At 68.3% G+C, this 21531-nt stretch carries 24 protein-coding genes and 2 pseudogenes; 10 read left to right on the forward strand and 16 right to left on the reverse strand.

Going from position 1 to position 21531, the window contains the following annotated elements; genetic code table 11:
• Window positions 1–5: 5 nt before the first annotated feature.
• From IEZ15_RS32820 to IEZ15_RS46815, 9 genes and pseudogenes are all read right to left on the reverse strand, one after another.
• On the reverse strand, window positions 6–1196 hold the full coding sequence (locus IEZ15_RS32820; protein WP_189280615.1) for a thiolase family protein: 1191 nt from the start codon (window positions 1194–1196) through the stop codon (window positions 6–8).
• Window positions 1196–1849: a CoA transferase subunit B gene (locus tag IEZ15_RS32825; RefSeq protein ID WP_114248659.1), complete on the reverse strand. Its 654-nt coding sequence runs from the start codon at window positions 1847–1849 to the stop codon at window positions 1196–1198. The genes IEZ15_RS32820 and IEZ15_RS32825 overlap by 1 nt, the downstream gene beginning before the upstream one ends.
• Complete coding sequence (locus IEZ15_RS32830) at window positions 1849–2613, reverse strand: CoA transferase subunit A (RefSeq protein ID WP_189280616.1); 765 nt, start codon at window positions 2611–2613, stop codon at window positions 1849–1851. Before IEZ15_RS32830 ends, IEZ15_RS32825 begins: the two co-directional genes overlap by 1 nt.
• A gap of 212 nt (window positions 2614–2825) precedes the next feature.
• A complete protein-coding gene (locus IEZ15_RS32835; RefSeq protein ID WP_189280617.1) occupies window positions 2826–3020 on the reverse strand; it encodes a hypothetical protein in 195 nt (64 codons plus the stop codon).
• Between the two features lie 726 nt (window positions 3021–3746).
• On the reverse strand, window positions 3747–4790 hold the full coding sequence (locus IEZ15_RS32840; RefSeq protein WP_229846252.1) for a magnesium transporter CorA family protein: 1044 nt from the start codon (window positions 4788–4790) through the stop codon (window positions 3747–3749).
• A gap of 723 nt (window positions 4791–5513) precedes the next feature.
• Window positions 5514–6083 carry a TIGR03086 family metal-binding protein gene (locus tag IEZ15_RS32845; protein WP_189280618.1) on the reverse strand — a complete coding sequence of 190 codons (570 nt, stop codon included), beginning with the start codon at window positions 6081–6083 and terminating at the stop codon, window positions 5514–5516.
• A gap of 766 nt (window positions 6084–6849) precedes the next feature.
• Window positions 6850–7641: a hypothetical protein gene (locus IEZ15_RS32850; protein ID WP_189280619.1), complete on the reverse strand. Its 792-nt coding sequence runs from the start codon at window positions 7639–7641 to the stop codon at window positions 6850–6852.
• Between the two features lie 592 nt (window positions 7642–8233).
• The gene (locus IEZ15_RS32855) at window positions 8234–8680 is read right to left on the reverse strand and encodes an SRPBCC family protein (protein WP_189280649.1); all 447 of its coding nucleotides are present in this window, start codon (window positions 8678–8680) and stop codon (window positions 8234–8236) included.
• Between the two features lie 455 nt (window positions 8681–9135).
• A pseudogene (locus IEZ15_RS46815) lies at window positions 9136–9438 on the reverse strand (transposase); the annotation flags it as partial.
• 230 nt (window positions 9439–9668) lie between these two features.
• Here IEZ15_RS46815 and IEZ15_RS32860 point away from each other — a divergent pair.
• Together IEZ15_RS32860 and IEZ15_RS47300 are read left to right on the forward strand one after the other, a co-directional pair.
• Window positions 9669–9818, forward strand: coding sequence for a hypothetical protein (locus IEZ15_RS32860; protein ID WP_373302668.1), 150 nt, complete (start codon window positions 9669–9671; stop codon window positions 9816–9818).
• Window positions 9819–10045: 227 nt separating this feature from the next.
• Window positions 10046–10303 (forward strand): DUF6225 family protein, encoded by a 258-nt coding sequence (locus IEZ15_RS47300; RefSeq protein ID WP_373302669.1) that lies wholly within the window; start codon window positions 10046–10048, stop codon window positions 10301–10303.
• On the opposite strand, the gene IEZ15_RS32865 is transcribed toward IEZ15_RS47300, so the two are convergent.
• Window positions 10245–10991 (reverse strand): DUF2071 domain-containing protein, encoded by a 747-nt coding sequence (locus IEZ15_RS32865; protein ID WP_189280620.1) that lies wholly within the window; start codon window positions 10989–10991, stop codon window positions 10245–10247. The genes IEZ15_RS47300 and IEZ15_RS32865 overlap by 59 nt on opposite strands.
• Complete coding sequence (locus IEZ15_RS32870; RefSeq protein WP_189280621.1) at window positions 10988–11320, reverse strand: metalloregulator ArsR/SmtB family transcription factor; 333 nt, start codon at window positions 11318–11320, stop codon at window positions 10988–10990. Before IEZ15_RS32870 ends, IEZ15_RS32865 begins: the two co-directional genes overlap by 4 nt.
• 344 nt (window positions 11321–11664) lie before the next feature.
• On the opposite strand from IEZ15_RS32870, the gene IEZ15_RS32875 reads away from it, so the two are divergent.
• Entirely contained in the window at window positions 11665–12366 is a 702-nt protein-coding gene (locus IEZ15_RS32875) for a GNAT family N-acetyltransferase (RefSeq protein ID WP_308427466.1), read from the forward strand.
• Between the two features lie 390 nt (window positions 12367–12756).
• Complete coding sequence (locus IEZ15_RS32880) at window positions 12757–13560, forward strand: class I SAM-dependent methyltransferase (protein ID WP_189280623.1); 804 nt, start codon at window positions 12757–12759, stop codon at window positions 13558–13560.
• Window positions 13561–13754: 194 nt separating this feature from the next.
• Here IEZ15_RS32880 and IEZ15_RS32885 read toward each other — a convergent pair whose 3' ends face one another.
• On the reverse strand, window positions 13755–14381 hold the full coding sequence (locus IEZ15_RS32885) for a TetR/AcrR family transcriptional regulator (RefSeq protein ID WP_189280624.1): 627 nt from the start codon (window positions 14379–14381) through the stop codon (window positions 13755–13757).
• Between the two features lie 75 nt (window positions 14382–14456).
• Between IEZ15_RS32885 and IEZ15_RS32890 the strand changes: the two genes are divergently transcribed.
• Entirely contained in the window at window positions 14457–15008 is a 552-nt protein-coding gene (locus tag IEZ15_RS32890) for a GNAT family N-acetyltransferase (protein ID WP_189280625.1), read from the forward strand.
• Window positions 15009–15208: 200 nt separating this feature from the next.
• Here the strand turns inward: IEZ15_RS32890 and IEZ15_RS32895 are convergent, their stop codons facing one another.
• Window positions 15209–15361 carry a hypothetical protein gene (locus tag IEZ15_RS32895; protein WP_229846253.1) on the reverse strand — a complete coding sequence of 51 codons (153 nt, stop codon included), beginning with the start codon at window positions 15359–15361 and terminating at the stop codon, window positions 15209–15211.
• 571 nt (window positions 15362–15932) lie between these two features.
• Between IEZ15_RS32895 and IEZ15_RS46520 the strand changes: the two genes are divergently transcribed.
• Window positions 15933–16067, forward strand: coding sequence for a hypothetical protein (locus IEZ15_RS46520; protein ID WP_268250458.1), 135 nt, complete (start codon window positions 15933–15935; stop codon window positions 16065–16067).
• Between the two features lie 100 nt (window positions 16068–16167).
• Here IEZ15_RS46520 and IEZ15_RS32900 read toward each other — a convergent pair whose 3' ends face one another.
• The 3 genes and pseudogenes from IEZ15_RS32900 to IEZ15_RS32905 form a co-directional block, all read right to left on the reverse strand.
• Complete coding sequence (locus tag IEZ15_RS32900; protein ID WP_114248674.1) at window positions 16168–16686, reverse strand: DUF1203 domain-containing protein; 519 nt, start codon at window positions 16684–16686, stop codon at window positions 16168–16170.
• 86 nt (window positions 16687–16772) lie between these two features.
• A pseudogene (locus IEZ15_RS45360) lies at window positions 16773–16895 on the reverse strand (IS5/IS1182 family transposase); the annotation flags it as partial.
• Between the two features lie 325 nt (window positions 16896–17220).
• A complete protein-coding gene (locus tag IEZ15_RS32905) occupies window positions 17221–18714 on the reverse strand; it encodes an MFS transporter (protein ID WP_189280626.1) in 1494 nt (497 codons plus the stop codon).
• A gap of 255 nt (window positions 18715–18969) precedes the next feature.
• On the opposite strand from IEZ15_RS32905, the gene IEZ15_RS32910 reads away from it, so the two are divergent.
• The 4 genes from IEZ15_RS32910 to IEZ15_RS32925 are packed head-to-tail and all read left to right on the forward strand — an operon-like array spanning window position 18970 to window position 21242.
• Window positions 18970–19341 carry a YciI family protein gene (locus IEZ15_RS32910; RefSeq protein WP_189280627.1) on the forward strand — a complete coding sequence of 124 codons (372 nt, stop codon included), beginning with the start codon at window positions 18970–18972 and terminating at the stop codon, window positions 19339–19341.
• On the forward strand, window positions 19338–20549 hold the full coding sequence (locus IEZ15_RS32915; RefSeq protein WP_189280628.1) for an RNA polymerase sigma factor: 1212 nt from the start codon (window positions 19338–19340) through the stop codon (window positions 20547–20549). Before IEZ15_RS32910 ends, IEZ15_RS32915 begins: the two co-directional genes overlap by 4 nt.
• A gap of 29 nt (window positions 20550–20578) precedes the next feature.
• On the forward strand, window positions 20579–20848 hold the full coding sequence (locus IEZ15_RS32920) for a hypothetical protein (protein WP_189280629.1): 270 nt from the start codon (window positions 20579–20581) through the stop codon (window positions 20846–20848).
• Window positions 20849–20891: 43 nt separating this feature from the next.
• Entirely contained in the window at window positions 20892–21242 is a 351-nt protein-coding gene (locus IEZ15_RS32925) for a VOC family protein (protein WP_189280630.1), read from the forward strand.
• The last annotated feature ends 289 nt before the right edge of the window (window positions 21243–21531 follow it).

A 21531-nucleotide genomic window follows, 5' to 3' on the forward strand; every position in this document is an offset into this window, starting at 1 on the left:
GTTTCCTACCTTTCCAGGACCAGGGCGAGGCCCTGTCCGACGCCGATGCACAGGGCGGCGAGGCCGGTTCCGGAGCCTGCGGCGGCGAGCTGGTGGGCGACGGCTCCGGCGATACGGGCACCGGAGGCGCCGAGCGGGTGACCGATGGCGATGGCTCCGCCGCGCGGGTTGACGACTGCGGGGTCGAGGCCGGGCCATTCGGCGAGGCAGCCCAGGGACTGGGCGGCGAAGGCTTCGTTGAGTTCGAACGTGGTCAGGTCGTCGAAGCCGCGTCCGGCCCTGGTCAGGGCCTTCCCGACGGCCTCGACGGGGCCGAGGCCGAAGTGCTGCGGCTCGACGGCGGTGACGGCCGAGGCCCGGACGCGGGCCAGCGGCTCACGGCCGGTGGCCCTCAGACCTTCCTCGTCCACGAGCAGCAGCGCGGCGGCGCCGTCGTTGAGCGGCGAGGCGTTGCCGGCGGTGACCGTGCCGTCCGGGCGGAAGACGGGCTTCAGCCCGGACAGCGACTGCGGCGACGTGTTGTCCCGAATGGTCTCGTCGCGGGTGAGGCCGACGCCCTCGACGGGCACGACCTCGCCGTCGTACAGGCCGTTCTTCCAGGCGCGGGCGGCCTTCTCGTGGCTCGCCACGGCGAAGGCGTCCTGCTGCTCGCGGGTGATGCCGTACCGGTCGGCGATCAGTTCGGCGCCCTCGCCGAGCGGGACGGTCCACTGCGGTTCCATGCGCTTGTTGACCATGCGCCAGCCGATCGTGGTGGAGAACAGCTCCTGGTTGCCGGCCGGGAAGGCGCGCGAGGGCTTGGGCAGCACCCAGGGGGCGCGGCTCATCGACTCCACGCCGCCCGCGACGGCGACCGAGGCGTCGCCGACCGCGATGGCGCGGGCGGCCTGGATCACGGCTTCGAGGCCGGATGCGCACAGCCGGTTGACGGTGCTGCCCGGGACGGTGACGGGCACCCCGGCGAGCAGCACGGCCATCCGGGCGACATTGCGGTTCTCCTCGCCGGCGCCGTTGGCATTGCCGAAGAAGACGTCGTCGATCCGGGCCGGGTCCAGGTCCGGCGTACGCGCCAGCAGGGACCGCAGCACTCCTGCGGCGAGGTCGTCGGGGCGCACGCCTGACAGGGCGCCCCCGTACTTGCCGACCGGGGTGCGTACGGCGTCGACGATGTAGACGTCGCGCAGCTGACGGGTCATCACCCGCTCCCTTCGGTGGCCGCGGCGATCCGGACCGGGGCGGCGGTGAGGCGCTGGATCTCCTTGGCGGTGACGCCCGGGGCGCTCTCCATCAGAACGAGGCCGTCGTCGGTGACGTCCAGGACACCGAGGTCGGTGATGACGCGGTCGACGCAGGTCCGGCCGGTGAGCGGCAGCGTGCACTCCTCGACGATCTTCGGGCTGCCGTCCTTGGCGGTGTGGGTCATCGTCACGATGACCCGCCGGGCCCCGTGTACGAGGTCCATGGCCCCGCCGATGCCGGTGACCAATTTCCCGGGAACGGCCCAGTTGGCGAGGTCGCCGCGGGCGGACACCTGCATGGCGCCCAGCACGGCGGTGTCGATGTGGCCGCCGCGGATCATCCCGAAGGAGAGCGCCGAGTCGAAGAAGGAGGCGCCGGGCAGGACGGTGACGGTCTCCTTGCCGGCGTTGATCAGGTCCGGGTCGACCTCGTCCTCGGAGGGGAACGGGCCGGTGCCGAGGATGCCGTTCTCCGACTCCAGGACGACCTGGACACCGGCGGGGAGATGGTTGGGGATCAGCGTGGGCAGCCCGATGCCGAGGTTGACGTACTCGCCGTCGCCCAGCTCGCGGGCCGCGCGGGCGGCCATCTCGTCTCGCGTCCAGGCCATCAGGCCGACACCTCCCGGGTCGTGCGCTTCTCGATCTTCTTGTCCACGGCCTGTTCGGGGGTGAGCGCCACCACTCGCTGGACGAAGATGCCCGGCAGATGGACCTGGTCCGGGTCGATCTCGCCCGGCTCGACCAGCTCCTCGACCTCGGCGATCGTGATTCGGCCCGCCATGGCTGCCGGCGGGTTGAAGTTGCGGGACGACTTATTGAAGACCAGGTTGCCGTGCCGGTCCCCCCTGGCTGCCCGGACCAGTGCGAAGTCGGTGGTGATGCCCCGCTCCAGCACGTACTCGACACCGTCGAACGCGCGGGTCTCCTTGCGCGGTGATGACACCGAGACCCCGCCCGCGCCGTCATAGCGCCAGGGCAGTCCGCCGTCGGCGACCTGTGTGCCGACGCCGGCCGGCGTGTAGAAGGCGGGGATGCCGCAACCGCCGGCGCGCAGCCGCTCGGCCAGGGTGCCCTGAGGGATGAGCTCGACCTCCAGCTCACCTGCGAGGTACTGCCGGGCGAATTCCTTGTTCGCGCCGATGTAGCTGCCCGTGACCCGGGCGATCCGGCCCGCCGAGAGCAGGACCGCAAGGCCGGAGTCCATCGCGCCGCAGTTGTTGGAGACCACGCCCAGTCCGCCGACTCCGGTGTCGAACACCGCCTGGATCAGCGTGTTCGGTACGCCGCTGAGCCCGAAGCCACCGACCGCGAACGACGCTTCGTCGTGGACATCTGCCACGGCCTCTGCGGCCGAGGCGACCACCTTGTCCATCCGCCCGCCTTTTTCTGATGTTCGCCAGATGAACTTAAGTTCATATTGTTGCTTCATTCTGATCCCGTGGCGCCCGGTTCGTCAACGGTTTTGGACGTCGGGGTTTCCAGGCGCACCCGCCGCATCGAACGGACGCGCCTGCGGAACGCCTGGCGTCGGCCGGGGTTCCGCGGGCGCGTCCGATCACGTCACTCGTGAGGCGGGGCGGGGCGTCAGTCGGTCGCACCGGCCAGTGCCGAGGTCTGCTGCGTGGCCGCCCCGCGCCGGGCGCGGAGAGCCAGTGGCACCAGGCAGATCGCGGCCGCGCCCAGCACGGCGGCGGTGGCGAAGGTGGTGAATCCGAGGCCGGCGTTGCCGCCCTCGATGACGGCGCCGCCGAGCCGCTGCCTGCGCGAGCCGCTCGGCACGGGTGATGCCGACCTTGGCCAGCCAGCCCGCACCGCCATCGGCCAGACCCGGCTCGGGTCCCCACTCCAGAAGGCCGCGCCCGACCATCGCGTCGTTGATCGCCGGCGCGACGGCTCCTGCCAGGTGGTCGTAACACAGCCGCGCACGGGCGAGTGCCTGCTGACGGCCGGAGGCCGACAGCGAACGGGGTCGGGCGGCTTGCTGTGGGGCCAGTGAGGCGAGGCTCTCGATCAGCTCGACCACTCTGCGGTCGGCCACCCGCAGGTAACGGTGGCGTCCGTGCCGCTCCTCGACGAGGAGCCCGCCGCTCACGAGCAGGTTCAGATGCGACGTCGCGGTCGAGGGCGTGACCCCGGCGTGGCGCGCGAGCTCGTCGCCGTCCACGCCCGGCCGTCGAGCAGCGCCAGGCAGGAGGCGGACCGGGTCCCGTCGACCAGCAGCCTGGCCACGGCCGCCAGTCCACGCCCACGTCATGACTTGCGCGCTCAACGTCCATGTCCCCGGTTGTCGCCGATCTCGGTTCGACGCCCATCGAAGCGTCCGCGCCTTTAGCGTCGCCGGGTGTGCCGGGCACGCCGAGATACCCCGCACCTGCACCGGGGGCCGTGCCGCCTCCGCTACCGCGAGGAAGCCTGCCCGCATATTCGGGAACAGGGGAGAACCCCGGAGGCCGACGTCCCGCGAAGCCCGGTGTCCGTGCCCGGAGTGCTGCTCACGCCGACGCATCACCAGCCAGGGTTGGAGCTGCGCCTGCCGATGCGGGATGTCGGCCGCGCGCGGGCTCCCCGGTCATCGGCGTCGTCTGCTTCGCGCAGCTTCCGCCAGAGGCGGGTGCGGTGCAGCATGTAGAGAGCGATGAACAGGACGATCGCCTGCAACCCCACGGCTAGCAGCCAGAAGACGACCTTGCTCTCCAGCTCGTTGGTCATGTACGTGAAGTTCATGCCGAAGAACCCAGTCAGGAACGAGAGCGGCAGGAAGATCGTCGACACGATGGTCAACCGATTGATCACTCCGTTCTGTTCTCCGGACACGAGGGAGGAGTAGCTGCCGAAGACGCGCCTGGTGGCTTCCTGGAGAGATTCGATGTTCGTGAGCACCAGCCTGGCGTGCTGTTGGTAGGAGCGAACAAGCCTCTGCCGTTCCTCGGGAAAGTTGGGGTTCATCATCCTCCGCGTCAAGGTTTCGTCCATCACCTGGAGGTAGGGCAGGAGCGAGTGGTGCAGGAGGGCGGCGTGCCGTCGCAGACGCGCCAATTGATAGACCTGCTCGGGGTGCCGTCGCTCGAACATCTCGTCCTCGAGGTCCTCCGCCGCCAGGAGAGCTTCCACGGCGGACCGGCGAAAGGACTCCAGGGCCTCCTGCAGCAGCAGGAACAGCGTGGCCACGATGTCGGAGGGTCTCTCGTGAGGAAGTCGGGCGGTGAGGGTCTTGATCAGCGCGAGCGGTCCACGGTGAACCGTGACCAGGTACCGCTCGGTCACGAACGCATGGAGATGAGTGACCTGGTCCGCCTCGACCACGGGCACGACGAACCCGGCCCTGTCACCGAGGTATTCGGCCCGCACGGATTCGCCCTTCCGGCCAAGCCACGTCAAGCCCTCGGCCAGACCGAGCTGGTCGGCGACCGGCATTTCGTCGGGCGACACTTCCTGGGGCAGTTCGATGTCCACGAGCAGGAAATCCGATGCTGTGAGACGCTCACGAGCCTCCGACACGTGTGTCTCGGCGACGCCCCCTTCCGGCATCGACACCACCAATACGATCATCGTTCCTCCCTGTGGGGCAGGGGCTGAGTCACCTCCAGCGTGCGCAGACCCTGTAGCCCACGCACACGGATGGACTCATTCGCCCCGCCGGGGGCCTCGAACGAGTGCGAGTCGCACTGTGCCGGTGGCGGCCGCCATCGACCGGCTCGCCGGCGATCCGGAGATCGCTCGCAGGCAGTGTGTGCCATGCAGTTCGCCGCCCAACATCCTGCGGCATGCCGACTGGACGCCACCGGACCTGGGCTGACCGGTCCGCGGCCATCCCGGGGCTTCGACACGTCGGTCCAAGGGAACGGCCGGGGTGTCAACCCTGGTGGCGGTGGCGGTGACCGAGGCCGAAAACCGCGACCACCTTGATGACTCGTCGGCTCACCCGCAAGCCTGCCCGCCAGGCGCAGCCCCGGGCCGACATCTTCTCCCACTCGTCAGCACCAGAGCCCGCCGTCGGCCCGGCTGCCCCACCTGTCGCTGCGTTGCTTCACCTTGGCGATCCGGTCGATCCGGGGACGGACATGTCGATCTGCTCGCCGACCTCGCGCGGGGGAGAGCAACTCGACATCGTGACAACTGTCGCCGCGTGGATCGGGGGCACCGGCTGGAACCTCACCGGGATCCGCACCAGTGTCGAGGGCATCCAATGTGAACACCGGGCCTGTTTTTCACCTCCGTCCGTAGATCACCAGCGGGCTTGGTTCCGGGGCGGATAGTTGCCCGCGATCGGTCTCACAGCTGCGGTGGGACCGGCCGTCCGAGAAACGCGGCAAGCCGATCGATGGCCGGAGCGGTCTCCTCGACGGGTTGCGGTTCGGCGAATCGTCCCGTGCGGGGCTGGGGGGAGAGTTGGACCTGAACGAACGCCAGGGCCTGCTCGGCAAGGTCTTCGGGCAGCCGGGCAGGGATGCCGGTGGCTCGGGCGAGGTCCCATCCGTGAGCAAGCAGATCGTACAGGCGGATCTGCAAGCGCTCGGCGCCCGTGGCACTCCCCAAGGGGCCGCGATAGCTCCGCTCGAGAACCCCCGGACGGGAGAAAGCCGCCTGCAGCGAAGCGCCGGAGGCCCGGCAGGCTTCGACCGGCTCGTCACCGAGGTGGTCTGCTCCGCGCTCGGGCATCGGGCCACCCTCGATCAAGGCTGCGAACACCAGGTCCATGCCTACCAGGTGGTTGACCACATCGCGCACGTTCCATTCCGTGCACGGCGTCGACGCCTTCCACTGCTCCGGGCGGATCTCGGCGATCAAGTCGCCGACGGCTTCGCACGCGCGTGTGAGATCTTCAACAGAAGCGGTCGTCATCAGGCAAGGCTACGTCGGCCCCCGTCAGGTGACCCGATGGTTTTGCGGCGGTCCGGAGACAACCGTGTGCGTTCATCGAGGCCCTCCCTGCCTGCTGTCCGTCCCGGTCCGTGAGCCCGAAGGCCGGCAAGTTCGTCCACGTGGTGCCACCCATGGCATCACCGTCATCTCCTGAAGCCAGACATGAGGCCACGTCAATGGTGATCAAATCCGTTGCTGATGTGGCCTCATCACGAGCACGCACTCAGTTTGTTTCTTCTGGCGCTTCTGAAGTGATGCGGGCAGGATGTGCGGCATGACAGACAGTTCCGGCTCTGTTCCTGCGGACGTAGGTGACCGCCAGGCGATAGAGAACATCCTCGGTCGTCCTTCGAGTCAGACATGGCCGACGGGTGCATTGGCACCGGGTAGCCGGGTCACGGTCGTTCGTGACCCGGACTGGGACGGTCCTCGGCAGGCCGAATTTCCTGGAACGATCGATGCCACGGGTGCCCCCGAACCCAACGAGCATGTCCAGGCGCTCAGTGACGAGCTGCTGTACTGGACCTCCGCCGCCCCTGGGAGTGGCCCACCGCCCCGAACCGGCCGACCCCGGCCCGGGCCCGCAGATGCTTCACCCGGGCGGACAGATCGACGATGGTGAACAACGTCTCACCTGCAGGGCGGTCCGGCAGACGTTCGGCGGGCGCGACCGTAACCGGTCGGGCAACTTGCGGTGGAGGCCGTCCATCCCGTTGCACCGGCCGCGCCGCTGTGACGCTGCGTGTTACGTGGCGAGCGTCAGGCGCGGGAGGACGCGGAGGCGGATGCCGTGGCGGGTGCGCAGCCGGTGAATTTCGAGAAGAGCGATGAGCGAAGTCGCCGTCGCGCCGCCGAGCGGCAGTATGGGCGGGATCTGCGGCCACTGGGCCAGTGAGAAGAAAATGTCCTGCAGAGCCAGCTCCCACGCGAAGGCGATGGTGATCAATGCCGGGAGTGCCTGATGGATCTCCATCGTGCGGAACATGTACCGAGAGATCGCCGGTATCGCATGGAGGAGGAATCCGACACCGCGCGCCGTTGCGTAGACGAGTCCCAGCGCGAGGGCCAGCATGGCTACGCCGGCGGCGACTGACGACGCCGGGCTGCGGCCGATGGGCCCGAAGTAGAACCAGGCCGCCGCACCCCAGATGGCGGCGATCAGCAGGATGTGCCCGAGGAAGGCACCGAGTGCGGTGAGCGGGCCACGCAACCGCACTGCCAGCCGACCGCCGAGCTGGCGGCGGACCGCCGTCAGGTACACCGCCACGATGACCGAGGCCGTGACCGCGAGTGCAACGGGGGCCAGCAGAAGCCGGAGCACACCGTCCACGGCCCACAGCGATAACCGCACCCGGTCGTTGAGAACGAGCGGCGCTTTGACGACCGCACCGATCATGATGCTGCCCCAGAACCTGATGCTTTGCAGCCACTCGATCGGCCGGTCCCGCAGAACTGCCTCCGGTACCGGCTCCATCCACCGTTCTGACAGTAAGCGGTCCTTGTTCTCACGCACCGGCCCGTCTACCTCGTCCACCATAGGCGAATCGTGGCATCCGCGCGGTGCGTACGACAATCCTCCGGACAGTGTGGCAAGGCCTCGGTGCTCGGGCCTGCCACGTGCTCGCCAAATGGCCTGCTTGGGGTGCAAGACGCCTGCTGCTCGTGTTCGCGCACGCGACCTGGAGTGCAGGTGAAAGTGGCGCCGCACCTGTGGGTGCAGCGCCGTACGTCAGGCCCTGACCGGACCGAGGCGGAGAACGGCATCGCGGGTGCGGCCGCCGACTACCTTGCCGCGCTCGGCCGTGAAAGCCATCACCGAGTCGGTGTCCGGGCGACCGTAGAGATCCTCGCCTTCAACCTGGTCGCCTCGGGCCCCTACGATCGCTCCGGAGCGACGAGGCCATGTGTCGTTCGAATCTGATCTGTTCAGTGCCCTCAGACAGGGAGCCGGATAGCTGGGCCGCTGGGTCACAGAGGCCGACCACAAGGCACTGCAGTGATCAGTGGCGGGAGCGGTCGGAGTGCATTGAGATCAGCCAACGGTCGGCGAGACAGGGAACAACGCAGGTAGGACGCCTGAAATGAGCGTGGACGAGAGCTGATCCGCCTCAGGTGTTCAGCAACGTGCCTCAAGCGCTTCCGCCGTGCTCGCGCGTCGCGATCCGGGCCAGCTTCGTCAGCATCATGCCGTTGCGGACCGCGACGATGTAATCCACGGGGAGTCCGTGCATCCGGGTGCCGGGGCCCCGGAGGGGGTGCCAGTCGAGAACGAAGAGGGTGTTCTCGCCCCACGGGATCAAGTTCATGGCAATGCGGGCTGCGCCGAAAGGATCTGCCTTTGCTTCCAGTTCGAGGCGGTGTTGCGGTTCGCAGATGCGGACGACACAAGTGTCGTCGAGGGTCAGGGGGCCGGCACCGACTCGGACTTTCAGGCGGGAGCCTACTTCTGGCCAGTGCGGGTCCGCGGCGAGGACCTGCTGGGTTCCTGTGACCCACTCCCCGTAGCGGTGGCCGTCGGACAGCAGGCCCCAGACCTCGGACGGCGAGCTCAGGATCAGACGGCAATTCCGGGCCACACTGATCACGTTCCTTCTGGAGGATGAGGGACATGGGAGATGCTGCCGGTCATGGCTCCTCCGGGACGAGGCGGTCCGGCACAGCAGGCGCTGGGTAGCCGTGAAGCCCGACGCGAGAACCTGGCGATTGGTCCGCCGGTGAGCACGCATCGCCTGGCGGGCCGCTTCATCGCCGCTCGTGTGGGGCAACCAGTCGAGCGCGCCGGGAAACGGCGGGAAATCCTCAACGGTTACCGCTTTCGCCACACCATGGATGCACTCCGCCCTTCGCACGGCCCAGCGAATGGCTGCTTCGATGAGTCCGAGCCGTCGACTCCGACAACGATGGCCCCTGGCTTCTCACGTCGGTCAGCCGCGGTCATCCTCGGCTCGACGGCTGGCGCGGCCGCACCGGATTCCTGGTCCGGCCGCCCACGGGCTTGGCCTCCAGCCTCATGCCGACCGCAACCCCTGCACAATCCGACAGGTCCATACGGGGCTGCGATCTGCTTGACCGCGTGGATCCCCTGGCCGGCCGTGGGCACGTCGGCGGAGGCTTTGGCGCTCTGGGCGTCCATCCCGCATGCGCTCGGCTCGGGGCCCGGCCTTCGGTCTCCCGTACCAACCGCCGGAGCAGGCCGTTGAGCTGGACGAATGCCGTCCTTCTGCCAGGCCGCAAAGTATTCGTAGACGGTGCAACGGCTTCCCACGGGGCGAAGTCGTGGGGGGAAGCAGCGCCAGGGAATCCCGGTCCGGTCTACGTACAGGATCGCGCCCAGACTTCCGTGGCCAGCGGCACCGTCGCCCCGGCGCCGGACGGCCGCCACGGTTCACCGGTCCGCGGATGCCGGGGGACAAAAGCGAGGTCGGGGCGGGCCGTGCCGCGGCGAGCCCCGGGCCGACCAGGCCTACGGACCTCGCCGAAGGCCCCGACGGGGGAGCAGCGCGGCGACCAAGGCCCGCCGCCGAAGTCGGGTCCGCGAGGACTACGTGCTCGACGCGCGAACCGGTGTTCGTCACCCACCGCCGGCCGGGGCCGGGCAAGGTCCTCAGCGCCCGTGACGTCTGCCCCGACACCGGGCACGCCCAGCTGTCCTACGACCTGGCCCGCGTACTACTGGACGAATACACCGTCGTACACGGGCCAGGCGCCGGTTGAGACCTGTACGAGCACCGGCACTCGGCGAAGCTTGCTCCGGACAACAGTGCCGTCGGCCGCGCCGGGGCCGTCGGGGAAGTGGCCAGGATGGAAGTGCCACTGGTCGGTGGCCGCGGCCGGTACGCACCGCAGCTCTGGCCCGGGGTACAGCCGTGTCCTCGCCTGGACTGCCCGGCCGGTCCAGCGTCCCTGTGCCCTTGGCCGACACCTTTGACCATGCCCCGTAGGTGTGGAACGCCGCACAGCTCCGCGAAGCGATCAAAGATCTGCCCGATGACACACCCATCCACATCGTGTCGCCGAAGACCCCGGTTGTTCCGACGGGTACCGATCAAGCGCCAGATGCACGGCCGATCCTCGATCACCCTGCTCAGAGCCCACATCCTCCTCCAGCCGCAGTCATCACGAAAGAGCGGCCACAACCACTCAGTTGGCGAGTTGAGCGTCTCCGTTCGTGGCCATGGTCGGGAGTGGCCTCCATCTGACGGGGACATTCCGCATGACCAGAGCGCAGTCCAGGGTCGCGCTTCCCGGCGGGAAGCGGTCCGGGTCGTCGAAGAAGGACGACGCGGCAGAGCGAACCCGGCCGGCTTCCACGTGCCAGGCGTTGGTTTGAAGTTCCATGCCGTCCAGGTGATGGCCCGACCTGGTGGCCGAGAAGCCCTGTGCCCCGTCTCGGAAGAAACGAGAAGCCTCTGCAAGATCCACGAAGAGCTTGCTGCCTCGCAGCTCGTCGGACAGCTCAACGGTGACATCCACTCGAGTGTCTCCATTCCAGGTCGCCAATGCGACACGCACCTGGCGGGGGGCCTCGTGCACCTCGAAATCGGCGCGTCCGTGTTCACCGGGGAAGACACGGCCTCCGGCCCAGGCGTTGAGCCGCGAAGAGGTGTCGCGGCGTGGGATGTAAACGCCGGTCTCGACCCCGTTCGGTCCGTCCCATTCGACGGCGATCCGATGCGCCGCGTTCTCGCTCCGCAGTCCGAATGCCTTGGGTGCCCAGGCTGGCCGAACATTTCCCAGGCGCAGGAGGCAGATGCCCGCGACCGCGTAACCGTGCACCACTTGCGGGCGCAGCGGCTCGGGGAGCAGGCGTGCCGCGGCGTCCGGAGCGACCCGGTAGTTCACCAGAAGCCGTCGTTCAACGGTGCTGGACAGTCGCGGCTGCCTCATGATCCCTCCCTCTGCGCCCCGGGGCGCCATTTCGTGTGGCGCAGCACGATCTGCTCGGGGCAGACGGCGCTGAGGAACCGACCGATGCAGGTCGCCAGGCGATCCTCGGCCAGTGTGTAAAGGATCCGGTTGCCGTCCCGGCGCTCGGTGACCAGGCCGGCTCCCTTGAGCACGCCGAGATGCCGTGAGATGGAGGGCGCGCTGATCGGGAACTTACCCGCGATCTCGCCAGCAGCGAGCTCGCCGCCTCTGAGGTCCTCAAGGATCTGACGCCTCGTCGGGTCGGCGAGGGCCTTGAAGACTCCTGTCTCGTCCTGAGCTTCTGTCACGTTAGATATTTAGCACATTGGCTAAATATCTAACAAGGGATCCGCGACCTGTGTCGGCGAAGTCGGCGACTGCTCGCCAGTCGCTCGCTCAGCCCGCCAACTCCTTCACCAAGACTGCCGAGCGTGACGTCCCTGCTCGCCGACGGGTGTCCCGTCCCATGCAAGCCGGCGGATTCTCACGGCATCTCACGTGATGTGGCGGATTCTCAATGGATCAAGGCTGGGCCGAGCTATGCGGTACTGGCTGTCCGTCTGGGAAGAACCCAGTCGCGCTCCGGCGACAGAGTTGACAGGATGCGGCTATGGCTAACGATCTCCTGCTCCTTCGCGCCCGGGAGTTGTGGGTGGAGCTGGCGGACGCACCGGTTGAGTTCTGTCCGTTGGGAGGGACGAACGTCGTGGTCGCGCCCGGTTCGCGGATGTGTCCACCAACGTGGGTGGGGGTCGTGCGGATCGGTGATGACGCCATCATCACTGCGCCGAGTGTGCGGGCCGCCGGGATCGTGGACACCGCAGTGCGGAAGATGGCCCACGAAGAGCTCGTCGACGCCGCCCGTCTGCGCGCGGTGCTGCCTGTCCTCGATGTCCTCGGGCCGGCTTCGCTCTTCTATATCGACCGGGACGGTTTTCGTCCTGCGCATGAAGGTACCGCGGTCGAGCAGCTGCGGATCGGTGACGGCGGCCTGGCTACGCTGCTGGCCCTGGCCGGGGAGGAGGAGGTGGGCGAGAGCGGTCTGGAGGACATCTCCTCTCCCGCATTCTGTCTTCGCCGGGGCGACGAGGTGGTGGCCGCAGCCGGGTACCGGTCCTGGCCGCGGTCGGTGGCCCATCTGAGCGTGCTGGTTACCCCGCATTTTCGGGGCAACCACCTGGCGCGGGTAGTGGCGTCCGCAGCAGTGGCCCATGCCTTCGATGCCGGCTTGCTGCCGCAGTGGAGAGCACGTGCCTACCCATCACGACGTGTGGCTGTAGCTCTGGGTTTCCAGGAACTGGGTGTCCAGCTCAGCGTTCGTCTCGGCGACGCCCCTGTCGACCGGGGCTGCTGAGGACGAAGCTTCCACTCTTCCACCACTTCCGCCTCTTCCGTGAAAGCCATGTCGTCTGGGATCAGCGAGCCCGAGGTTCTCAAACGACATGGCAACAGCGCAGGTCGGCATCCTGGCACCTGCCGATTACGCAGCGACAGGACACATGTTGCTCAGCCACGGCAGTTGTAGTTCCTGATCGGTAGCGTGTCGGTGCTGGGTGCCGTGTGTGAGCGGTCCGCCGTGGTGGTGGCTGTGACGGCGGCAAGGGCGCTGTCGTGAACGCTGATCACCGGGCCATGGTGTGGGAGTGCCGGGGCACGGTACGGCTGGGGTGGCGTGCCCACGCGGAGATCACCGGGACGGTGGCTGGGGCGAGGCCGCCCTGCGCCCGTCTGCCAGAATCGACGCGTGACTGAGCACGAAACCGACCGCGGCTACCTGCTGGACAACAGACAGTCGGAGGCGGGTATCCGCTTCGGCGCCCTCGCCGAGCTGTTTGACCCGGTGACGTTCCGGCACGTCGACCGGCTCGGGGTCGGTGCCGGCATGCGGTGCTGGGAGGTCGGCGCCGGCGGACCCTCCGTACCCCTGGGGCTGGCCGAGCGAGTCGTCCCGAACGGTACGGTGATCGCCACCGACATCGACGTGTCCTGGACCCGGGACATCGCAGGCGGTGTGATCGAGGTGCTGTCCCACGACGTGGCGGCGGACCCGCCACCGCCCGGTGGCTTCGATCTTGTACACGCCCGGCTGGTCCTGGTGCATGTCACCGACCGCGATGAGGCCCTGCGCCGGATGGTCCAGGCGCTGAGGCCCGGCGGCTGGCTGCTCCTGGAGGATGCCGACCCAGGGTTGCAGCCGCTGCTGTGTCCGGACGAGTCCGGTCCCGAACAGAGGCTCGCCAACCGGCTGCGATCCGGCTTCCGCACCCTGATGGCGGCGCGCGGCGCGGACCTCGCGTACGGGCGGACCCTGCCCAGAGCGCTACGCGAAGCCGGTCTGGGCGATGTGCAGGCCGATGCGTACTTCCCGATCACCTCGCCGGCGTGTGCCGTGCTCGAGGACGCGACGGTGCGGCAGATCCGCCACCGTCTGGTGGGGGAAGGGCTCGCCACCGACGAGGAGATCGACCGGCACTTGGCAAACGTCGCCACCGGGCGGCTCGACCTGGCCACCGCCCCGATGATCTCCGCGTGGGGACGCCGCCCGTAACCCCTCCCCGACTGCCCATCAGAAGGCATCGGGCGGTCGGCACCCCCCCCGGCGTACCCAGTCGTACCGCGCCTCGGCGCTACCACGCCGTGGCCCGGTGATCAGTGTTCACGACTGCGTCCGTGCCGCCGCCCCCATGTCTGAAGTCAGCCCGCCCGACCGCTGACCAGCACCGACATGCTATCGATCACAAACTACGGCTGCCGTGCCGGCCGGTCGGCATTGCGCCGACTATCGGTGAGAACAACGCGCAGCAGGGCGAGTTGGTGGTGGACAGCAGCGCTGGCCCGGCGCTCGTCGTCGGTGGCGAGAAGGTCGAGCAGGGCGCCCCGGAGCACGGCCAGGGCCAGGGTGCGGCGGGTCGCGCCGTCCTCGCTGTCTCTCTCGGGCTGTGGCTGGCAGGTGGCCAGGACGTCGAGCCAGTCGTTCACGGTGGCGCGGGCGAAGCCGGCCCAGGCGCCGTCGGGCTCGACGAGGGATCGGGTGTACGCCTCGGCCCACAGCCGTAGCAGCGGGCGATGCTCTTCGGTGGCGAGCCAGGCCCAGATTTGCTCAACCGCGGGGGCCAGGCCGATGGGCTGGCCGGCTTGCGCAAGGTGGTCCAGGACCGTCAGCTCGTCGGTGCGAGCGCGCGCCAGCAGCGCCTTGACCAGGCCGTCCTTGTTTCCGAACAGGAACATCAGAACGCGCGGGCTGGAGCCGATGGCCGACGCCAGCGGGCGCAGGGACAGGTCTGCCAGGCCGTGCGCGAGCGCGTATTGATAGGCGGCCTCCAGCAGCTCGACCTGCCTGGCGGACGGGATTGTCGCTTCCTTGGACATGGGACTAGCCTAGCGCTACTGAAACAGTCGTGTCAGTCGCAATCGAATGCAGTCGAGGGGCCAGGAGAGCAGCCCATGCCGCAGCAGCAACACCAGCCGCACGTCCTCGTGCGCCGCGCCAACCGTCCCGGTGACCTGGGCTGGGTGGTGATGGCCCACGGTGAGATCTACGACCGGCAGTTCGGCTGGAACACCGACTTCGAAGCCTTGGTCGCCAAGATCGTCGCCAACTACGCTGCCGACCACGACCCGGCCAAGGAGGCCGCCTGGATCGCCGAGGTCGACGGCGAGCGCGCGGGCTGCATCTTCCTCGTCGCCGGCGACGAACCAGGGGTGGCCAAGCTGCGCATCCTGCTCGTCACCCCGAAGGCCAGGGGCCTCGGCCTCGGCACCCGCCTTGTCGAGGAATGCCTGGTTTTTGCGTGCGAGGCCGGCTACCGGCAGATGACACTGTGGACGAACGATGTACTGGTGTCCGCGCGCAAGATCTACCAGGGTCTCGGCTTCACCCTCGCCGACGAGGAACCCCACCACAGTTTCGGCCACGACCTCGTCGGCCAGAACTGGGTCCTCGATCTGCCCACCACCCCGGCGGGCAACCAGAGAGACCCCGCCGACCGGGCATGAGTGCTTCCCGGGCCGCTCGGATGCCCGGTGACCCTCACCCGCGGTAGTCACGTCGCCCCGCGCCGCCCGTGGGGCCCGGACCCTGGCGGTTCACGTCGAGCTCGGCGTCTTGCGGGGGAGCACGCGGCAGCCGGTTGAAGCACCTCGATCAGGGCCCGGGTGTTGTTCCGCTCGCCGTGGACCTTGCGGGCCTGGTCCCTTCAGGCGTCATGGACCGCGGTGAACCTGCCTGCGGAGCGAGCCTCGACAGCGGTGGAGCCCGGGAAGGTGCCGGGCATGCGGACCAGGACTTCCGGGCAATGGTCCAGCTCCGGGCGGACGGCGCCCTTGGCGATCGGCGACGTGGAGCACATCGATTTCGACCCGTAGGTCCCCGGACGGCAGTGAGGCCCGAACCGTCGATTGTGACTGAGCAGCTCAGTCGGCCAGTTGAACATGACGGTTGGTCACATACGCTGAACTGTGAAAACGCTCCTTCCAGCTCCGAAATCTCGTCGAGTTCGTCGCGGGGATGCCTAACCTGGCTGCATGGCCAATGCGGAAGACCTCGTACGTCTGCCTGCCCTGTGGGGCCCCGTACAAGGTGCCCCACGACAGGAAGAAGCAGATCTGCCCGCGCTGCACGGAGTCGCTGATCCACGGGGGATCGGCTGTCGCCGCGCCCCCGCCCCGGGACAACGCGGCTTGGCGAATGCTCTCCTTCCTGCTGAATGCGGGTGTCCGCTTCCAGAAACGGCTCGGCTACCTCAGTCCGATCGAGTTCGAGGAGAAGCACTACGCCGACCAGGCAACGGTCGAACGAACGAACGAACCTGAAACCCCGTCAACCCGTCCTGGCCAGCTGATCAGCACCTCCCGCACGCCGGGGGAACCTCAGGGACTGGGTTGCCGTCGGCCATGCCTGGGTCCAGGTGCGTCATCGGCGTGTTGGGCGAGGTTGAAGGCCGCATACATGTCGCCGCCCTCGGCGGCCGCACGGAACAGTTCAACTGTGGCCGCACGGTCCTGCTCGCCGTGGACCCCTTCAACAAGCATGTAGCCGCACGTGCGCTGACCTGACGGGTTTCCGCTTTCGGCCGCTGCCCCGGCAATGGGTTGGTGCTGGCGGAATTGGCGACGGCCGTGAGCCCCCGCGGGCGGGCCATCCGCTGGGCATCGCCTACGGTCGCCTTACCTCGAACTGGAAGCATCCGTACTCCAGGGCCCGCACGTGCACCAGTGCCACCTCCGGCTCGGCAAACGCTTCCCCGAGGACCCGGTCGAACCCGGCCTCGGCGTTGTCCGGGATCTCGAAGAAGAAACCCCCGACGATGTGTCCCTCGGTGTTGTAGCGGCGGATGGTGCGCAGTGCCCCCGGTCGCGCGAAGGGGTAGCCCTGGGCTCCCCGTGGCTCTCCGCATTCGTCGGCGTGGATGAATACCGGCCCCGCTTCGTCGTAGGCTCCGGGGTCGGCCCCAGTTGCCGTCGCCCAGCGGCGCAGCGGCGCGTATGAGACGAGGGCGACCCGCTCGCCGGGCTCGATGGCCCGCAGGCAGCAGCGCAGCGGGCTGCCCACGCAATCGAGGGGAACGCCGTCCTCGCGCGCGGTGTACGGCCGCAGTGGCCGCCCGGCGTCATCGATCTCGCGGAGTTCCTTGAGTGCGGCGGGAGGGATGGGGAGAGGAATGTATGCGGTCATGGGGCCAGTGTCGGCGGCTGGCCCTTGGCGCGCTGGCGGGATTCAGACGCGAAGGTCTGCGACATTGCTGCGGTGTATTCGGCGGGTCACGAACGGCGCCAGCGCCGGATGGCTGCGACGGTGACGGTGCCGCGGAAGAGGTAGGAGCACTTGTCGGACCTCGTGGCCACGGCACGGAAGCCCTTGAGTTTATGGATGATGCGCTCGATTCAGATGTACCGGGTGATGAACGGGACAAGGGCGTGGAGGACCAGGCCGAGGGCGCCGGGCGCCGACCTGGTCCTCCACGCCGTCCTGGAAGCGCTGACAGAGCTGCCCCGTCCGGCCGTGGAAGATCTTCCGCGCGAGCGCGTGACGACCTGCCCGGAGGCTCGCTCCAGTGCCTCCGCAGTCTGCCCTCCGCGCTCAGGTTCGCCTCGTGGCCGCTGCTCGCCACAGGATCAGTCAGGCGCCGGCCATGCTCGTCATGCGTGGAGGTGACGATGGAGTGCCGCGTTCGGACATGACAACCACAACGTCGGCCCCGGCAGGGTTCTATGAGCGAGTCGCCTCGTAGTCGGGGAGTGCGGCCGCAGTGGTCCGGGGTGCCGGGCGCATGGTCAGGATCAGTACGGCCAGCCCGGCGAAGATGACCGCGGCGATGACGCCCGTGACGTGCAGGCCGGCGGTGAACGCCTCCCGCGCGGTATGCAGCAGTTCCGCGCCCTGGCCGGCGGGCAGGCGCTCGCTGGCGGCGACCGCGCCGGCCAGCGAGTCGGATGTGCCGTCCATCCGGCTGCGGTAGACCACCGCGGCCACCACACCGAGCAGCGCGAAGCCGAGAGAACCGCCGAAGTAGTTGCCGGTCTCCGACATCGACGCCGCCGAGCCGGCGCGCTCCGGCGGTACGGACCCGACGACCAGCCCGGTGCCCAGCGCGAACAGCGGGCCGGTGCCCAGGGCCAGTACGGCGATGCCGATCATCACCAGTGGCAGGGTGTTCGCACCTTCGGCGCCGACCAGCAGCAGGCCGCCCAGCGCCGACCCCACCAGCCCGCCGGCGATCGCGGTGGTCTGCTTCATCCGCCGGGCCAGCGCCGGCGCGGCCATGGTGCCGACCGCCACGCCCAGGCCCATGGGTGCGAACAGCACCGCAGACGCGAACGGCGAGTAGCCCAGGACGCTCTGCAGGTACTGGGTCACCAGCAGGCCCGTACCGGCCATGGCGACGCCGGCGAAGACCAGTGCGACGAGTACGGCCGTGAACGGGCGGTTGCGGAGCAGTCGCAGGTCTAGCAGCGGCGTCTCCAGCCGCAGTTGTCGGCGTACGAACAGGAATCCAACGGCTGCGCCGACGACGAGGGCCACCGCCGAACCGGCCGGCTCGCTCTCGACGGTCAACTGCTTGATGCCGTAGACCATCAAAAGTACTGCCACGAGCGAAAGACCGACGCTGGCCAGGTCCAGCCGGCCGGCCCGGTCGCTGCGGTACTCCGGCAGCAGGACCGGCCCGGCGAGCAGCAACAACGCCATCGCCGGCACAGCGACCAGGAACACCGATCCCCACCAGAAGTGCTGGAGCAGGAATCCGGCGAGTACGGGTCCGAGCGCGCCGCCGGTGAACTGGCAGGTCGCCCAGATCGCGATGGCCTGCCCGCGCTGCCGTTCGTCGCGGAACATATTGGTGATCAAGGCAAGTGTGGACGGCGCCAGGGTCGCGCCGGCGACACCCAGCAGCGCACGCGCGACGATCAGTGTCAGCGGGTCGGCCGCGAAGGCGGCCACGACCGACAGCACCGCGAACGCCGCTCCGCCGATCATCAGCAGCCGTCGACGGCCGAGCCGGTCGCCGAGCGTACCCATCGTGATGACCAGGCCGGCCACCATGAGTCCGTAGCTGTCACTGATCCACAGCTGCTGGATGTTGGTGGCACCCAGGTCGGCGCTGAGCCGTGGAAGGGCGAGGAGCAACGCTGTCATGTCCATCGCAACGAGCAATGTCGGCAGCATGAGGACGACCAGTCCCAGCCATGCCCGGTTGACTCGCATATCCGAAACTCCCTGTTTCTCTTGACGTTTCGCAGGTTGGTCGGAGTGGTCGGGAGCTTCTTGACATCGGTACGGACGAAAAGATCTCCGCCTCTGCCACGGGGGCGTCACCAGAAACGACGACTTCGCGGTCGGGCCATGTGACGGCGAAACTCATGCGAACGTTCTGGCGGGGGATGTCAAGACGACGGCGACGGCTCCGACCAATCGGTCGAAGGGCCCCGCCGGGGCTTCGCGAACCACAAGGAGTACGAGATGAAGTTCCTGATCAGCCTGCATATCAACCCGGCCGCGATGGACACGCTGAGCGACGAGGAGAAGGCGGCGATCGGCGCCGGCCACGGCACGTTCATCGAGGCGCTGAAGAAGTCCGGCGAGCTGATCATCACGCAGGCGCTGGTCGACCCGTCACAGGCAGCTGTGGTGTCTGTGCGCAACGGCCAGCCGGTGGTGACCGACGGACCTTTCCTGGAGTCCAAGGAGTATCTGGGCGGCTTCTACCTGATCGACTGCGAGAACAAGGAGCGGGCGATCGAACTGGCATTGCAGATCCCGGACACCGCGATCGAGGGTCTGGGGGTCGAGGTGCGACAGGTGATGTTCGCTGAGGGACAATTGGAGGCATGACAGCATCAGCCACCGAGGACCTGCTGCGTGAGTTCACGCCGCAGGTCCTCGGCGCGCTGGTACGTCGGCACGGCCAGTTCGAAGGGTGTGAGGACGCCGTACAGGAGGCCGTCCTCGCCGCCACCGTGCAGTGGCCGGCCGAGGGAGTGCCGAACAACCCGCGCGGCTGGCTGGTGACTGTCGCGTCCCGGCGGCTCATCGACCAGATGCGCAGTGACCACGCGCGCCGTGAGCGGGAGTCGGCGACGGCCACCGAGGTGGCGCCCGAGGACGTACCGGACACCGACGACACGCTCGTCCTGCTGTTCCTGTGCTGCCATCCGACGCTGACCGCGGCCTCCCAGACAGCCCTGACGCTTCGGGCGGTCGGCGGCCTGACCACCGCCGAGATCGCCCGCGCGTTCCTGGTGCCGGAGGCCACGATGGCGGCCAGGATCAGCCGGGCCAAGCAGCGCATCAAGGCTGCCGGCAGCTCGTTCAGCCTGCCGGACGGCGCGGAGCGCGAGGAGCGGCTACGGGTCGTCCTGCACGTGCTCTACCTGATCTTCAACGAGGGCTACACCGCCTCCTCGGGCAGCGAGTTGTACCGCGCCGACCTCGCGCACGAGGCGATCCGGCTGGCCAGGATGGTGCATGCGCAGCTGCCCGAGGACGGCGAGGTGACCGGGCTGCTCGCGCTGATGCTGCTGACCCACGCCCGCCGGGAGGAACGTACGACGGCGATCGGCGACCTGGTGCCGCTGGACGAGCAGGACCGTACGAAGTGGGACCGCGGGCTGATCGACGAGGGCATCGAGCTGGTCAAGGCGTCGCTGGCCGGCCCGGCGCTGGGGCCTTACCAGCTGCAGGCCGCCATCGCCGCCACGCACGCCGACGCGGCCACGGCCGAGGAGACCAACTGGCCGCAGGTACACGCCCTTTACCTGATCCTGGAACGGATCGCGCCCAACCCGATGATCACCCTCAACCGGGCGATCGCGCTCGCCGAAACCGAGGGCCCGGAGGCTGGGCTGGCCCTGTTGTCCGCATTGGACAGTGACGAGCGAGTGGCCGGGCATCACCGGCTGCTGTCCGTACGGGCGCATCTGCTGGAGAAGACCGGCGACACGGCCGGGGCGTACGAGCACTACCGGCGCGCCGCGAAATCCACCGCCAGCATCGCCGAGCAGCGCTATCTGGAGGCCCGGGCCGGTCGAGTGAGAACATAGAATCTGCCCCAATCCCTCCACTGGGTCACATGCAGCTTCAACGCTGCGAGGTTCGCGATCCACGCCATGGAGGGCAGATCACGATCAGTTCTCCTCGCGTGCTCAACCTGGACGACTGGGACGAGAACTGGGGTGTCGCCGTTGAGGCGCTGAAGGAAGAAGTGATTGAGGCATCTGAACAGCTCCTGAGCAAGCAGCCGCCAGGAGAGCGCAAGGACTTGACTGTCAGTCCATTCGCCGTCGGCCGGCGGTTCTGCGCGAATGGCCGACCGGTGATTGATCCGCAACACCCCGTATGACGTCGCAGCACCGCGTTGTCCTGTCAGGACCTGTCCTGGCCGCGTGATCAACGGTGGGCACGTCATCATCTACAGCCGTGATGCGGAAGCGGACCGGGCCTTCTTCAGGGATGTGCTCGAGTACCCACACGTCGACGTGGGGGGCGGCTGGCTGGTTTTCAAGCTTCCGCCGACCGAGGTCGCCGTGCATCCCACGGACGGCCCGGAGATGCAGGACTTCTATCTGATGTGTGACGACGTCGAAGCAACGGTGAAGAACCTGAATGCCAAGGGGGTCGAGTTCACGCAGCCAGTGACCGATGCGCGCTGGGGACGGCTCACCAGGTTCCGTCTGCCGGGTGGCGGCGAGGTGGGCTTGTACGAGCCCCGCCATGAGCGGGCTATCGACCTGTGAGGCATCCCGGCTCCGGGGGTTCCCGGGTGGCCGGGTCACCGACGGCGGATCAGTTCCCGGGCCAACCATCTGAGCAGCTAGTGTCCTGCACCGGGAATTCGATCAACATCGGCCGGAACGTGACACGGGGCAGCGGGCTGCGTGATGTCGGGCAAGGTCGCCTCTCTCCTGATCGCCGCTGGGTCGACGCCGCACTCGGCCGCGTGCCGAGCCTTGTGGCCCTCCCGGTCGAGGGCGGGCGGCCTCCCTCACTGCCAACGCGTTTGCGGTTGCCGATCTGGTCGGATGC

The sequence above is a fragment of the Streptomyces atratus genome, assembly GCF_014648655.1.
GTDB lineage: Bacteria > Actinomycetota > Actinomycetes > Streptomycetales > Streptomycetaceae > Streptomyces > Streptomyces atratus.